This is a genomic window from uncultured Microbacterium sp. (assembly GCF_963524805.1).
Lineage (GTDB): Bacteria > Actinomycetota > Actinomycetes > Actinomycetales > Microbacteriaceae > Microbacterium.
This window is the reverse complement of record NZ_CAURGG010000014.1, coordinates 18,074-32,339: the sequence shown is the minus strand read 5'-3', so window position 1 is coordinate 32,339 and position 14,266 is coordinate 18,074. Positions and strand designations below refer to the sequence as shown.

The window sequence follows — 14,266 nt, the reverse complement described above, 5'->3', positions numbered from 1 at the left end:
GTTCGCGGCAGCCGCGGCCGCCGCTGCGGCCGCCTGCTCCGCGGCACGGCGTTCGGCTTCGGCGCGCAGCGCGGCCTGGCGCTGCTCTTCCGCGATGCGCGCGGCCTCGACGCCGGCCTGGTAGTCGGCGATCGTCTTGGCGGTGGTGTCCTGCAGGGCGGCGAGCTGGGCTTCGAGCGTGGCGAGGTTCGCCGTCTGGGCGTCGAGGGCGGCCTGGGCGGCGTTGGCCGCCTCTTGAGCGAGCGCCATCTTCTTCTCGGCCTCCTGCTGGAGGCGGTCGCGCTCCTCACGCGCGACGACGGCCTGGTCGCTGAGGCTCTGAGCGGCGTTGCGAGCGGTGACGGCATCCGAGTAGACGTCCTTGTTGCGCTCGATCAGCTTGTCCATCGTGCCCAGACGGGCCAGCAGGTCATCCGTCGAGGCGGCGTCGCCGGCGAAGAACAGCTCGAGCGAGGTGTCGTCTCCGCCGTTGCGGTAGAGCTGGGCCGCGACGCGCCCGGCCTTGTTGGCGGACTCCGTGGCCAGAGCGGCCTGCTCGTCGGACTGCGCCTGCAGCTCGTCGGCGCGGCGAGCCTGCGCGAAGAAAGCCTGCTGGGCTTCGTAGAACGCGTCGGAGGCGATCTTCGCCTCTGCCTGCGTGCGGGCGACCTCCTGGTTGAGGCTCTGGATCAGCCCCTGGATCTTCGAGACCTCGGACGCCTTGGCGGCCTCGTTGGCCTTCGCGGCCTGAACGTCATCCCACGAGGGGTAGTCCGCGGCGAAAGCGGCGGGCAGCATCGGCCCACCGACGGCGGCGACGGTGGCGACACCGAGCAGGCCCAGGCCCAGGGCGCTGCGGCGGCTCATCCGGCCCGCGATCGCACGCCGCTCGACGGGCGCCGGCGCACAGCCGCACTCGTCGAGGCTCTTCTCGGAGTCCACGGATCCTCCCGTCACGAAGCCAACTTTCCTCACACTAGCAACATCAGTCACAGGCGCAACGAAATGGTCCGCGAGTACATCCTGCTCCTGTCGGCGCGATCGCGCACCCTCCTATTCCAACCGGGTCTTTCGCGGGACGCTGACAGGCGCGCGCTCGATTGGCGGATCAGCGGGGGATTGCGTATGCTTGAGCGTCGGTAACGGTGAGCCTCCGGGTTCACTCGGCCCCATCGTTTAGTGGCCTAGGACGCCGCCCTTTCACGGCGGTAGCACGGGTTCGAATCCCGTTGGGGTCACTCCCGACACACAACTTCATACGCATGGCCCTGTAGCGCAGTTGGTTAGCGTGCCGCCCTGTCACGGCGGAGGTCGCGGGTTCAAGTCCCGTCAGGGTCGCTCCACAGCGACGGGCCCTTTTTTCGAGAAGGGCCTTTCGTCTCGGACGCGGCATTCTCGGATGCCGCGAGGCTCTGTAGCTCAGTTGGTAGAGCGCACGACTGAAAATCGTGAGGTCACGGGATCGACGCCCGTCGGAGCCACTGAGACCCTCTTCTGGCTTCTACAGGAGGGGGTTTCTTCATGCCCGATCACTCACCGTCTTCTGCTCCTTCATGAAGCGACAGTTCCCGGTTGCTCCGTCGCTCGAGCATCGATTGGGCGTGCGCTGCGGCATCCGTGCCGGCAAAGTGCCTGTCGCTTCCGGCACAAATGGGGCTAACTTTCTCGACACGGCCCAGCCGACCCCGTCGAGTTGGATTGATTCCACTTCGCCAGCCACAACCTGGCTGAGGCCTTGCCGGCCGGCATCCGCCTCGTGGCCGGCTGACCCGGGAATTCATGGCGGTGACGGTAAAATGTGAACTCACATCCATGAAAGGTCCCGGATACGCAGGGCCAACCCTTACCCGGGTGTCCGCGGGTGCGGACCTCTCGTGGACGTGCACCTGGTTGGCGAATGGGATCCTTCCATTCTCCTGGGCTTACTGACGATCTACTGACACTCGTCTTCCCGGAATGGCCGCCGACGACGACGTCACTGGCGATGTGGGCAAGCGGCCGGGATCCGAGTAAGCATCGGCAAGCAACAGGTAGACGCTCGCGGTCCAGGTGTATGCGCGATCACGCAGGCCCTCCCCCGTCAGCGCGTCGAAGTTCTCCGCGAAGCCACTGCCCTCGCACAGCTTCCGAAAGCGGTCGCTGATCTCGTCTGCCAAGGCGACTTCACCGGCCGCTCGAAGCCCTGCTTCGACGATCATCGTGGATGGCGCCCAGATGGGACCGCGCCAATAGCCGTCTGCCTCATATCGAGGCGAGTCGACGAGTTCAGTTGCGAGCCCGAATGGCGTCAGGTGCTCGGTGATCTGCGCGACCACCGCAGGTAATGCTTTGGATGGGAGCACGTGCGCGGCAACGACGGGCAGCGTAGTCAGAAGACTCGTCGTACTCCCCTGGCGGTGGCCGAGCACCGAGCGGGCACGCAGCGTCTGGCCGTCCCAGAGGTGTTCGGCCAGTGCCGTCGCCAGTGCAGCCGATTCCGCGCGCCACCCGGCTTCGTCATCTGGTTCGATCTCCTGAGCGAGAGATGCGAGTTGATCGAGCTGGAGGATGAGAAATGCAGTGAGGTCGGGGGCCTCGATGAGCCGATCCTCGTCGAAGACGGTGGAGTTGTCCCACCCGCTGTCGTTGCCGTGCTCATAGAAGGGCAGGTCGCTCCCGGGCGCGCGGCGATGATCGAGCCAGTAGCGCGACCAGGCCGCAAGCCGGTGATAGACCTCCTCCAGGATTTCCCTCGAGAGCGGGCTCGCGAGGCGCTGGCGCAGGAGCCCGAAGATCCACCCGTGGATGGGCGGCTTCACGAAGTTGTAGAGGACCTCGGAGTGGGTGATCGAGTCCGGCAGCGCACCCGTCTCGGCTTGATGGTCGAACACGACGAGAAACTGATCAAGTGCGAGTTCGGGATGTGATTTCGCGAGGGCGAGAGCGTTGAAGCAGTGGTCCCAGCTCCATACCTTGTCCATCCAGTGCTTCGACATCAGCACCGTCTCGCGCGTGACAAACCCCAGCGGACGAACCACCGCGGACCACACAACGTAGGCGGCGAGTGTGGCGGACGGATGTTCTGAGCGCGAGGGGGCCACCGCATCGGCGAACGCGTCGAACTCCGCCCCGCGCGCAGCTACTACCTTGTCGAATGTGTCGAGGAACTTCTCTGGTCCCGGCTCCGAAACAACTTCCTGGATGGCGATCTCCCACGCGCTGCCATCTTCGCCCGCCACGACGCTTCTCTCACCCGCTCCGAGCAGTTCCGACCCCACGATCGCGAAATCGCCGCGGCAGGAGGTGACGCGATAACGGCGGCCGGTCTCATATGAGGTGAAGACGGCGGACCCGTCGAGCGGCGAGCTGTAGAGGAAGCTGCCCGTGAAGGAGGTCAGGTCGGCCGAGGCATCCTCGAGCTTCAGCGCCAGTCCTTCCCCGCGCAGTCGGAGAGTGTCGACATCGGCGAACGCGGTCTCGACGAAACCCGACTCTGCTTCCCATCTCAATCGTCCGGGGCTTGCTGACGGAACCGCCTCGAGAAGCTGACCAGCGTCGAGTGGCTGGAATGCCAGAACGGGGTGCATGCCGGTCTGATGCGATACGAGGTGCACCTGAGGCGATCGAGTGTGAAGGCCGATGACCCGCGAAACCGACAGCCAGGAGCCTCGCATGCTGAAGGGCACTTCGTCGAGTGAGAATTCGAGCGACGGCACGTCAGTCCTTCACTGCGCCCGCGGTCACTCCGGCGGCGACGTACCGCTGGGCGACGATGAGCAGCACGGCTGCAGGGATGGATGCGACGACCGCCGTTGCCATGATCGCGTTCCAGTCCTGGGTGTTGTTGCCGATGTACTTGTAGATCCCCATCGTGATGGGCTGGAGGTCGCCGCCGCGGTTGAGCGTGGAGGCGAAGATGAAGTCCGACCATGCCCAGAGGAAGGCGAACAGCGACACGGTGACGATCGAGTTGCGGCTCACCGGCAGGATCACGGACCGGAAGGTTCGCCATGCCGATGCGCCGTCGATCTTCGCTGCGTTCATCAGCTCGTCCGGGATGCCGGCCATGAACGCCGTGAAGATCAGTACCGCGAACGGCACGGCCAGCGTTGAGTCGGCGAGGATGAGCCCCGGAACGGTGTCGAGGATCCCCCAATTGAAGAAGATCAGGTAAAACCCCATCGCCATGATGATGCTCGGAATCATCTGTGCGATCAGGAGAGTGAAGTCCATGGCGGTGCGCCCGCGAGGGCGCAGCTTGGCCAGCGCGAAACCCGCCGGGGCAGACAGTACGAGCGTCAGCAACACCGTACCGAGGCCGATGATCAGGCTGGTGCCCAAGTACGGCAGCTGCTCGGTGAGCACGATCCGGTACCCATCGAACGTCGGGTTGAAGGGAAACAGATTCGGGGGGTCCTTGCGCAGCTCCGTCGGCTGAGTGAGCGACACGTTGATCATCCAGTAGAGCGGGAACAGCATGATCGCGGTCAGAATGACGCCGATGACGGTGTTGACGGTGCGGCGTACGGAGGTCATGAGTTCTCCAGGCGGCGCTGGGTCCGGATGTAGATGAGGCCGAAGACGAAGGCGATCAGGATCAGCAGGTTGCCGACCGCGGCGGCGGGGCTGAGTTCGGGTGAGCCGCCGCCGAAGCCGAGCCGGTACGACCAGATGGCGAACGTCGTCGATGCATTGCCCGGCCCGCCGCGGGTCATGATCCAGATGATGTCGAAGACTTTCAGGGTGTACACGAGCCCGAGCAGGATCGTGATGGCCGAGACGGGTCGAAGCAGAGGGAAGGTCACTCGCCAGAACGTCTGCCAGGCATTGGCGCCGTCGAGCGAAGCGGCCTCGTAGATGTCGTTCGGGATGCCCTGGAGGCCGCTGTACAGAATGACGAGGTTGAAGGGGATGCCGATCCAGATGTTGGCCAGGAGCACGGAAACCATGGCCCATTGCGGCGATGTCAGCCAGTTGATCTGAGGGATGCCGAAGACCGCAAGTCCGGCATTGACGACGCCGGATTCGCTGTTGAGCATCCAGGCCCAGGTGGATGCCGAGACCAGGAGAGGCAGGAGCCAGGGAACCAGGAATAGAGCGCGAAGCGTCGCGGAGAGCGGGAACCGCTTGAAGAAGAACACCGCGAGCGCAAGTCCGATGGAGTACTGGAATGCGATGGAGACGATGGTGAAGATCGCGGTGTTGATGAGCGCCGGCGCGAAGGTGGAGCTCTGGATGACGTCGACGTAGTTCTCGAACCAGACGAATGGGGCGGTGCCGTCGATGAATGACCGGAGGGTGTAATCGCGGAAGCTCAGGTCCAGATTTCGGTAGAGCGGGAACGCGTAGAAGACGATCATGTACGCCGCTACCGGTGCGATGAATGCCCAGGCTGTCAACTGGTTGCGCAGCCTCCGCCGTGAAGGGCGAGTCCGTACTTCCCGGGACTTCTGAGGGCGTCGCGGGGCAGAGGAGGCGGCATCCATCAGGGATGCAGCCTCCCCTGCGATCACGAGCACAGGTGTCTCCGCCGCGGACGGTGGTGTGGACATCTGACTTCTCCTTCGAGGACCTGTGCGAACGGACTTGCGGCTCGAGCGAACTTACTGGAGCTTCTCGTCCGCAGCGGCCTGAGCTTCCTTCAGCGCGTCGGCAGGTGTCGCCGAGCCGCTGAGGGAGTTCTGGATAGCGGTGTAGAGCTGCTCGGAGATGACGCCGTAGGAGACACCGAGGTTGTCGGCGGTGCGCGGCTTCGCATCTCCAACGGCGTTGATCCAGAACTCCAGCGTCGGATCTGCAGCCAGCTGTGCTGCTTGGCCGTCCGCAGTCGGGGCGACATAGCCGAGCGCGGTCGCGCCGGTGTCTCCCGTGCTCAGGCAGTCCACGATCTTGGCCGACGTCTCGTATCGAGCGGTGTCCTTCTGGATCGGGATCGTGATGAATTCGCCACCGGTCGGAGCGGGCGCGACGCCACCGTTGAACCCGGGTACTTGGATCGACATGTACCCGGCCTCGTCCGCGGCGGACTTGAACCACGATCCGTTCTCGGCGAAGGCGTACTCGCCGGTCATGAATTCGTCCCAGCTGGTCCCCTGAGTGTTGGAGAGCACTGAGTTGGGCGCAAGTCCCTTGTTCACCCAGTCAGTCCAGAGCGCGAGCGCCTGCTCGGCCTCGGCCGAGTCGAGCGCCGTCAGGTCTGCCCCCGCGCCCCAGAACCACGGCAGGAACTGGAAGGTGCCTTCCTCGGTGCCGACCGCCGAGAACGTGATCCCCTTCTTGCCTGCGGCGACGACCTTTTCCAGGGCGGCAGTCAGCGAGGCGGCGTCCGTCACGGCCGCGATGTCGACGCCTGCGGCCTCGAGGATGGTCGGGTTGTAGTACAGGCCCAGGGTGTTCGCCCCGACCGGCACTCCGTAGTACTTGCCGTCGATCTCGCCGGCACTGAGGATGTTCTCCTCGATGTTCGACACGTCGAACCCGTTGTCCTCGGTGGTGGTGAGCAGCCCGGCGTCGGCGAGCGTGGAGACCTTCGGGTTGTCCACCATGGCGATGTCGGGAAGGTTTCCGGCGGCCGTGGTGAGGTCCTTGACGGTGTCTCCGGTGTTGCCGGCGTTGCGCTTGATCGTGATGCCGATCTCGGATGCGCAGGCGTCGATGGCTTTCGCCCACGTCGACGACGCATCGCGATCGGGATACGGATCCCAGAGCGTGTATTCGGTCGAATCGGCGGAAGGCGTCCCTGCGCTTCCCGACGATGAGCATCCGGTCAGTGCTGCTGCGCTGACGCCGACAGCGATGATGACCGCACCGATGGTGCGGGCCTTACGGGTGGTGTCCACTGTGTTCCTCTCTGAAGGTGGTACGTGTCCTGCTCGACTGTGCTGGTAACGCATATTGAATTTTCGAACCGGTTCGACGGATTACGTGGGATCTGTCGGTTCGCGGTGACCGATCAGCGGGTGCTGCCTCGATCCGTCAACTCAGGTGCAATGAACCGAACCACCGGCGCGTCGGCGCTGTCGTGATCCCTCATCCGCTGCACAAGTGTCTGGACCGCAGCGCGACCCAGCTTGTCCGGAGATGTCTCGATTGCCGTGTACGGCAGCGAGAACAATCGTCCGAAGTCTTCTGAAAAGATGCCGACGACCGAGATGTCCTCCGGCACCTGCGCTCCCCGAGCGTTCAGGACCGGAGGAAGCCCGGCGATCATCGCGTCGTTGTGGATGATCAGCGCGGTCGCCGTGGGACGCTCGTCGAGGATTGCGTTCAGCGCGGAGGTGATGTGCGGCTGCTCCGTCTCGCCGAAATACGCGAAGATGCGCAGACCGTACCGCGCACCACGTTCCAGTGCGGCCTCGCGGAATCGCCACACGTACGCCCCACCACGCGCAATCACGTGTTGGTGGGGAGAGATCAGAATGATCTCACGGTGCCCAAGTCCGTGGAGGTGGTCCACGAGCATGCGCGCAGCTTCCCCGAAGTCGAGATCGAACACGTCCAAACCCTCGGTATCACGCGGAAGTCCGACCAGCGCCCCCGGCTGCCGCGCGGCGCGCAACGGTGCGACACGGGCATCTTCGTGGCCGACGTTGAGCAGGACTACACCGTCGACCATCTCAGAGTCGGTGATGCGCTGCAGTGCTTGTGGGCCGTCCTCCTCAGTCACCATGAGGATGTCGTAGCCCCACTCGCGGGCAGCGTCCGATATCGGAAGAACGTACTGAAGCATTGCGGGTGAGAATTCGTCACGAAAGAATTGGACGAATAGACCGATGACCATCGTCTGCGATGTCGCCAGGGCGCGAGCGCCCGCGTTCGGGGTGTAGCCGAGTTCGTCAATAGCCGATTCGATCCGCTCACGGGTTGTCCGCGAGATCGCCCGCTTGCCGGACAGCGCGTATGAGACGGTGCTGCGGGAGACGCCCGCGAGCTGTGCGACGTCGCCGATCGTCGTCACGGAATCCTCCTGTTCTTCCTCGAACCGATTCGAGTTCGAAATGATCTCTTCTTGCCAGCTCGCGCGGCGAGATGTAGTCGAACGCACCTGAATTGCCTGTGTCCTCGTCGAACGATGGTTGAGTTCGACCTGACAAATCGATACTGTAGTCGAACCGGTTCGACGGCGCAAGCAACTCGATCGAACCGAACAACCGCCTGTCGAGGAAGCACACGTCGTGACCGACACCATCGCACCATCGCCCTCCGTCCCGGCAGCTTTTCAGCCGATTGCACCGGTCTTGCCGAGTCGAGGCGCACTTCGTCCTCTGGGTCTGGATGGGGTTCGGCTGACGGGCGGGCTGTGGGGTGATCTCCATCAGCTGAATGCCGATGTGATCATCGAGCACTGCTATGGCTGGATGTCGAGGATCGGATGGATCACGAACTTCGACCGCGCCGCAGGCGTAGCAGGTGGCGCGCACGACGGAATCGAGTTCGTGGACTCTGAGGTCTACAAGCTGCTCGAGGCGATGGCGTGGGAGCTGGGCACCCGATCCGATGACCTGCTGGAGGCCCGCTACCGAGATCTGGTGCAACGCATTGGTGCCGCGCAGGAAGCGGACGGCTATCTTCACACGAGCTTCGGGCGCGAATCTCAGCGCCCGCGGTACAGCGATCTTGAGTGGGGCCACGAGTTGTACTGTTTCGGCCACCTCATCCAGGCTGCCGTGGCCAGGCTGCGCACCGGACACGACGACGATCTGCCGGCCATCGCGCGGCGCCTTGCTGATCATCTCTATCGCGAATTCGGACCGAGCGGCAGGCAGGCCGTCTGCGGACACCCTGAGGTGGAGATGGCGCTCGCCGAGTTCGGGCGCGCGACAGGCGACGCAAGGTATGTCGAACTGGCCACGCTCCTTGTGGAACGGCGCGGCCATGAGCAGCTGCAGACGACCCTTTATCAAGGGCACGAGTACTTCCTGGATGACCTTCCCGTTCGTGACGCCACAGTGTTGAGAGGGCACGCGGTCCGCGCACTGTACCTGTCGTCGGCCGCCGTCGACGTCGCGATCGAGAACGACGACGACGAGTTGCTTGCCGCCGTTCAGACCCAATGGGCCAACACTGTCGCGCGACGCACCTACATCACGGGAGGCATGGGATCGCACCACCAGAACGAGGAATTCGGCGACGACTATGAGTTGCCGGCCGACCGCGCGTATGCCGAAACGTGCGCGAGCATCGGCTCCGTGATGTTGAGTTGGCGACTGCTGCTGCGCACCGGAGAGCCGCGGTACGCAGACCTGATCGAACGGACCCTGCTCAACGGCATCTTCGTCTCGCCGCGCGAAGACGGCAGAGCCTTCTACTACGCCAACACGTTGCACCAGCGCACCGCAGGCGAAGAGGAGAATGCATCGGGGCTGAGCGAGAGAGCGGAGGCGACACTGCGGGCGCCATGGTTCGAGGTTTCCTGCTGTCCGACCAACGTCTCCCGCACGCTGGCAAGCCTTCCCGGCTACGTGGCCACATCGGATGATGCCGGCATCCAACTGCACCAGTACACGCCGATGGAGCTCGACACGACGCTGACCGACGGCCAGCGGGTGCGCCTGCGTGTGTCCACTCACTACCCGTTCGATGAGAAGGTCGTCATCTCCTTCAGCAGCGATCTCGAGTCTCCGATCACGCTCACGCTTCGGGTGCCCGCCTGGGCTGTGCACACCGCTGCCGCCACCCTGAACGATGAACAAGTGGCCGTCTCCGGCGCATCGGTCGCGATCACTCGAGCGTTCCAGCAGGGGGATGTGATCGAACTCGTCCTGCCTCTTGAGCCGAGATTCACGTGGCCCCACCCATCGATCGATGCGGTGCGCGGTCAGGTCGCGGTCGAGAGTGGTCCGCTTGTCCTCGCTCTCGAGGATGTCGACCTGCCAGACGGCGTCACGGTGGACCGTGTCACCGTCGACACCTCTGTCGCGCCGACGCGTACGAGCAGCGGCGCCGCTGTGAGCCTCCGCGTGCATCCACCACACGCAACCGACTGGCCCTTTGGTGCCATGGAGAGCTCAGCCGGCGCACCTCTTGAGGCGGATCTGATTCCGTATTTCAGATGGGCGAACCGAGGACCCTCGACGATGCGAGTATGGCTCCCCGAATCCGACCAACTCTGAAGCGAGCAGCGCTGCCGGACAGCTTGCGGAGAACAGCGGGCGGTCACTAGAGTCGAAGCGGTTCGCTGGGGGGTGGCGCCACATGGTTACCATCGGTGATGTGGCGAGTGCGGCCGGGGTATCCCGCAGCACCGCTTCCTACGCTCTGTCCGGCAAGCGAACGATCTCGCCCGACGTTCGCGCCCGGGTGGCGGAGGCAGTGCGGGAGCTGGGCTACACGCCCAACGCCGGCGCGCGGGCCCTTGCCACCTCCCGCACGAGCGTCATCGCGCTTCTGGGGCGGTTCCTGCCCGATGAGTTCGCACCGGCAATGCTGCAATACATCCTCGGAGTGACGAACCGCGCGCGCGAACTGGGCTACGACACGCTTCTGGTTTCGGAGGAGGACGGCGGGGCCGCGCTGCAGCGGATTTCATCCTCACGGATGGTCGACGGGTTCGTGTTGCTCAACGTCGCAGAGAAAGACGAGAGACTGCCTGTACTGCGTAGCGCACGGCAGCCCGGGGCACTCTTGGGCCTTCCCGGAGATCCCAGCAGCGTCGATGTCTTCGATCTCGATTTCCCCGCTGCGGGTGCACTGATGGTGGACGCGATGTATCAGCTTGGGCACCGAGAGCTGATCCTGGTGTCGCAGCCGTTGCACGTGATCGAACGCGGTGGCGCATATGTCTGGCGGCTCGCGGACCGTGCGCGCGAGCGCGCCGACGAGCTGGGAATGACGCTGCACAGCTACAACGGTGCATCTGGGCAACCGGAGGTCGGAGATGATCTGCATCGGTTCCTCGACGCGCACCCTTCGGCGACCGGTCTGCTCTTGAACAATGAAGCCGCGTCCGCAGCCCTTCCGAATGTGCTCGCGACACGCGGAATGACCTGTCCGGAGGATCTGTCTGTCATCGGTCGATTCTCCGACGAGTTCGCACGGATGTTCTCCCTGCCGTACTCCGCGGTCGACAGCGCCGCCGACGAACTCGGGCGGCGTGCCGTTGAAGCCCTGGTCCGACGAATCGAAGACGGCGACTCGGCTTCGCCCATCCACATCGAGCTGATCACTCCCGTCATTCACGATCGCGGAAGCTTGGCGGCGCCGCGGAAGTGACGTGCAAGTGATCGGCGACTCAGCGCCAACGAGAAATGACGGATGCCGGGTCTCCGCTTCACGCGTGACCCGGCATCCGACGATGGGGGCAGGCGGTGTGCGACTCGGGGTCGCACACCGCCTGTCGGCCGCCCTCCTCGTTACTTCTTGAAGGAGAACAGGGCGGTGTGCGTTGTCCCATCGCTGAGCTGCAGCGAGAAGGTGGCGCACTTTCCAGCCCACGCCTTGTCGGTCTTCCAGACGTACGTGTACTGGTCCGTGGCGGCGTCATACTTCAGGCCGCTGGCGCCCGCAGCCGCCGTCTGCTCGATCTCGTCGACGGTGGCCGAATCCGAGCAGGAACCGAACTGGACAGTCGGTGACCCGGCAGCGAACACGTTCAGACCCTGATCCCCGGCAAGCGAGAACTTGATCGGGACTGCACTGCCGCCCTTGACCGAATTGACCACATCTCCCCCGTCAACCGGGTCGGCGAAGCCAGTCCAGTTGTAGACGACCGAGTAGTTGCAGCTCACCTCTGCCGAGGCGTTGCCGGCGACGTCGTTGGCTGTACCGGCTGCCGCCGTGACCGTTTTGGCGCCGACAGTCGTCGTATCCAGCGCGATGGAGCCCTCCGCAGGAGTAGCGAGACCCGAACCGTGTTCCTCGTCGCTCGCGGTCCACGTCGCGGCCGCCGAGGCGCCGAGCACAATGGGGTCCGCAGGACAGGACACGTTCACGACTGGCGCTGTGATGTCAACACGGGTCAGCTTCCAGAAGCGGTCCGCCGTCTGGGCGTCCGTGGCCGTGGTGGTGGTGGTTCCGCCACCCGTGCCGAGCACGATCGATCCGTTGCGGGCGTTGCCGGAGGAGTCCTGGAGCGTCGAGCCGCCCGCAGCCTCGTCGAACTTGTACTGCGCGACATTGCCCGCAGCGGCCTGACCTCCCGCAAGTGCGGCGACATCACTCGCCGACAGCGCCCGGTTGTAGATGGCGAAATCATCGATCGCGCCGTCGTATGCCGGGTCGTTGTACTGGGACTTGCCCAGGTAGTTGCGGGTGGTGTTTCCCAGAGCCGACGGCTTCACCGTCATGTTGTTGTTCGTTGCGACAACGGTTCCGTTGAGATACATCGTGCCCTGGTTGCCCGAAACGGTGATGACGACGTTCGACCACTGGTTCAGCGGGAAGTTCTGCCCGCCGTACGTGAGTCGCTGCTCAGCCCCCGCGCCGCTGTTTGTGATGGCGAACCGTGGTCCGGCGCCACCGGCATTGAGCGTGAGGAACATGTTGACGTTCTGACCGGTACCGAAATCGAACACTCGCGAATAGTTCGCCAGTGCGGCCGGCTTGATCCAGGTGGAGATCGACCAGTCGCCGTTCAGGCTGCTGACGATTCCGCTGGGAAGCGACCCGTACGACGTGGTCTTGCAGAAGTCCAGGGCCGTGCCGATCTTGCCGGGCTGGCGTGTGCCGTTCACCAGGCAGTTCGACGTCGGGGATCCGTCGGTCCACTGAATGACCGCCGCTCCATCGCTCTTGCTCAGATTCAGTACTCCCAGCGTCTTTCCGGTCGAGTAGTTGGCCAGGCGAACGCTGCCCTTGCCGTCCGGGACAAGCTGCCAGAGCTGTTCTTCCGCGTTCGTGTCATCCACGATCACGGCTGCAGCACCATTCGACGTCGCGGCGCCCTGGATCGCGAGCACACGACCGCTGGGGGTGTGCACGATCTTGTACAGGCCGAGACCTGCAGGCACGGCCTTCCAGACCTGACCAGTCGTCACCGCAGGGTCTGCCTGGACCACCGGTGTTCCCTGGTCGGTCGCGCCGCCCAGCGTCGCCAGCTGAAGCCCGGAATTGGCGTTCGTCAGCGAGTATGTTCCCGCGAGATCATCGGGGTCGCCGGCGGGCGTGACCACCACCTGATAGCCGTACGTCGGGTTCATGACGATCGGGACCGTGATGGAACCGTCCGCGGCCACGTCATATGTGGTGTTGGAGATGTTGATCGGCCCATCCGTCTTGACCGTCCGGCCGTACGAGGCCGTGAAGTCGAGCTGCACGTTGACCTTCGCGCCCAGCGACAGCTTGTCGAGCCCGTTGATCTTGACCGAAGTCGGTCCTGTGTTCCCGCCGGTGATGATGCGCACTTCGTCACCTGCATCGCTGACGGATGCGGCTCCATCGAGCGGGCTTTCGTTGGAAGGCGGCGTCGTGGTCACCATCTGACCGCTCATCTGCGCGTACCAGGTGTAGAGCCAGTACGCGCCGTTCGGGTCGCCGTTGCGACCGGTGAGCAGGTCGCCGAGTGCGCCGGACTGGTTCCAGAAGGGAAGCTCCGCGCGGGTGATCCCGTATCGTTCGAGCTTGGCGATGTAGCCGACGAGCGGACCTGACAAGCCCACCTCAGCGGGCGCGGCGTACTCGGTGATGTCGATCGGGGGCTCGGGGAGGTTCAGGTCGGACAGGATCTTGCGGACGTTCTCCACATCGCCCTTGATCTTGGACGATCGGATCAGCTCGTGCCATTCGAGAACGTCCGGCAACGTGTTCGTTGCCTTCGCGTGCTCGTAGAACGCGCGCATGCTCGAGATGTTGTCCGAATAGGCCGGACCCTGGATGGGCATGGCAGGGTCGAGAGTGCGAATCAGCCGATACGTGTCGGTCCACATATCGAAGAACGACCCGTTAGCCGTCTGCCAGGTGATGTCGCCCTCGTTCCAGATGGCATACGCGACGATGTTGGTCTTGCCGGAGGCCTTCGTGTCGTTGACCATCTTCTCTACGGCGGGAAGCCACGCGGCCTTGTTGTAGCGGTATGGCCAGCCGGGGAGGTAGTCCACGAGCCGGATCACCACGTCAGCGCCGGCTGCTTTCGCGTCGTCAGCGACAGAAAGGGCATCGCCCGTGGGCTGCTGCGTGCCACCTTCCGGCTTCTGCACGAAAGTGTGCGGCTTGATCGGAAGGATCTTGTCCAACGACGGCACGCCCGGGCTGGCCAACCCGTACAAAGAACCGCTGGCCATATGAGTGACAGGACGGAACGGCTGATCGGCCTGAACCACGAGCGTTGCGCCCGCACCTGGGGCTGCATCGGCAGGAGCAACCATGGCAAAGA

At 64.2% G+C, this 14,266-nt stretch carries 9 protein-coding genes and 3 tRNA genes; 5 read left to right on the top strand and 7 right to left on the bottom strand.

The annotated features are described in order from the left end of the window. Positions 1-936: coiled-coil domain-containing protein (locus RWQ91_RS16895; RefSeq protein WP_399546715.1), on the bottom strand; the 936-nt coding region annotated here is incomplete at its 3' end. A gap of 208 nt (positions 937-1,144) precedes the next feature. Between RWQ91_RS16895 and RWQ91_RS16890 the strand changes: the two genes are divergently transcribed. The 3 genes from RWQ91_RS16890 to RWQ91_RS16880 all read left to right on the top strand — a co-directional run bounded on the left by RWQ91_RS16890 (position 1,145) and on the right by RWQ91_RS16880 (position 1,460). Beyond that, positions 1,145-1,217 (top strand) — tRNA-Glu (locus RWQ91_RS16890). Positions 1,218-1,243: 26 nt separating this feature from the next. Beyond that, positions 1,244-1,317 (top strand) — tRNA-Asp (locus RWQ91_RS16885). A gap of 70 nt (positions 1,318-1,387) precedes the next feature. Further along, positions 1,388-1,460, top strand: a tRNA-Phe gene (locus RWQ91_RS16880). Between the two features lie 441 nt (positions 1,461-1,901). On the opposite strand, the gene RWQ91_RS16875 is transcribed toward RWQ91_RS16880, so the two are convergent. The 5 genes from RWQ91_RS16875 to RWQ91_RS16855 form a co-directional block, all read right to left on the bottom strand. Beyond that, a complete protein-coding gene (locus RWQ91_RS16875) occupies positions 1,902-3,674 on the bottom strand; it encodes an MGH1-like glycoside hydrolase domain-containing protein (protein ID WP_314508330.1) in 1,773 nt (590 codons plus the stop codon). Between the two features lies 1 nt (position 3,675). Next, on the bottom strand, positions 3,676-4,494 hold the full coding sequence (locus RWQ91_RS16870; protein WP_314508328.1) for a carbohydrate ABC transporter permease: 819 nt from the start codon (positions 4,492-4,494) through the stop codon (positions 3,676-3,678). After that, on the bottom strand, positions 4,491-5,318 hold the full coding sequence (locus tag RWQ91_RS16865) for a sugar ABC transporter permease (protein ID WP_314508327.1): 828 nt from the start codon (positions 5,316-5,318) through the stop codon (positions 4,491-4,493). The genes RWQ91_RS16870 and RWQ91_RS16865 overlap by 4 nt, the downstream gene beginning before the upstream one ends. Positions 5,319-5,561: 243 nt before the next feature. After that, positions 5,562-6,797: an extracellular solute-binding protein gene (locus RWQ91_RS16860; RefSeq protein ID WP_314508325.1), complete on the bottom strand. Its 1,236-nt coding sequence runs from the start codon at positions 6,795-6,797 to the stop codon at positions 5,562-5,564. A 113-nt stretch (positions 6,798-6,910) separates the two neighbouring features. Beyond that, on the bottom strand, positions 6,911-7,915 hold the full coding sequence (locus tag RWQ91_RS16855) for a LacI family DNA-binding transcriptional regulator (RefSeq protein WP_314508323.1): 1,005 nt from the start codon (positions 7,913-7,915) through the stop codon (positions 6,911-6,913). A gap of 217 nt (positions 7,916-8,132) precedes the next feature. Here RWQ91_RS16855 and RWQ91_RS16850 point away from each other — a divergent pair, with 217 nt between their 5' ends. Both RWQ91_RS16850 and RWQ91_RS16845 read left to right on the top strand, forming a co-directional pair. Then, positions 8,133-10,070, top strand: a complete 1,938-nt coding sequence (locus RWQ91_RS16850; protein ID WP_314508322.1) for a beta-L-arabinofuranosidase domain-containing protein — start codon at positions 8,133-8,135, stop codon at positions 10,068-10,070. A gap of 100 nt (positions 10,071-10,170) precedes the next feature. Further along, positions 10,171-11,169, top strand: coding sequence for a LacI family DNA-binding transcriptional regulator (locus RWQ91_RS16845; RefSeq protein WP_314508320.1), 999 nt, complete (start codon positions 10,171-10,173; stop codon positions 11,167-11,169). Between the two features lie 140 nt (positions 11,170-11,309). Here the strand turns inward: RWQ91_RS16845 and RWQ91_RS16840 are convergent, their stop codons facing one another. Then, positions 11,310-14,174 carry a PxKF domain-containing protein gene (locus tag RWQ91_RS16840; protein ID WP_314508318.1) on the bottom strand — a complete coding sequence of 955 codons (2,865 nt, stop codon included), beginning with the start codon at positions 14,172-14,174 and terminating at the stop codon, positions 11,310-11,312. Between the last annotated feature and the right edge of the window lie 92 nt (positions 14,175-14,266).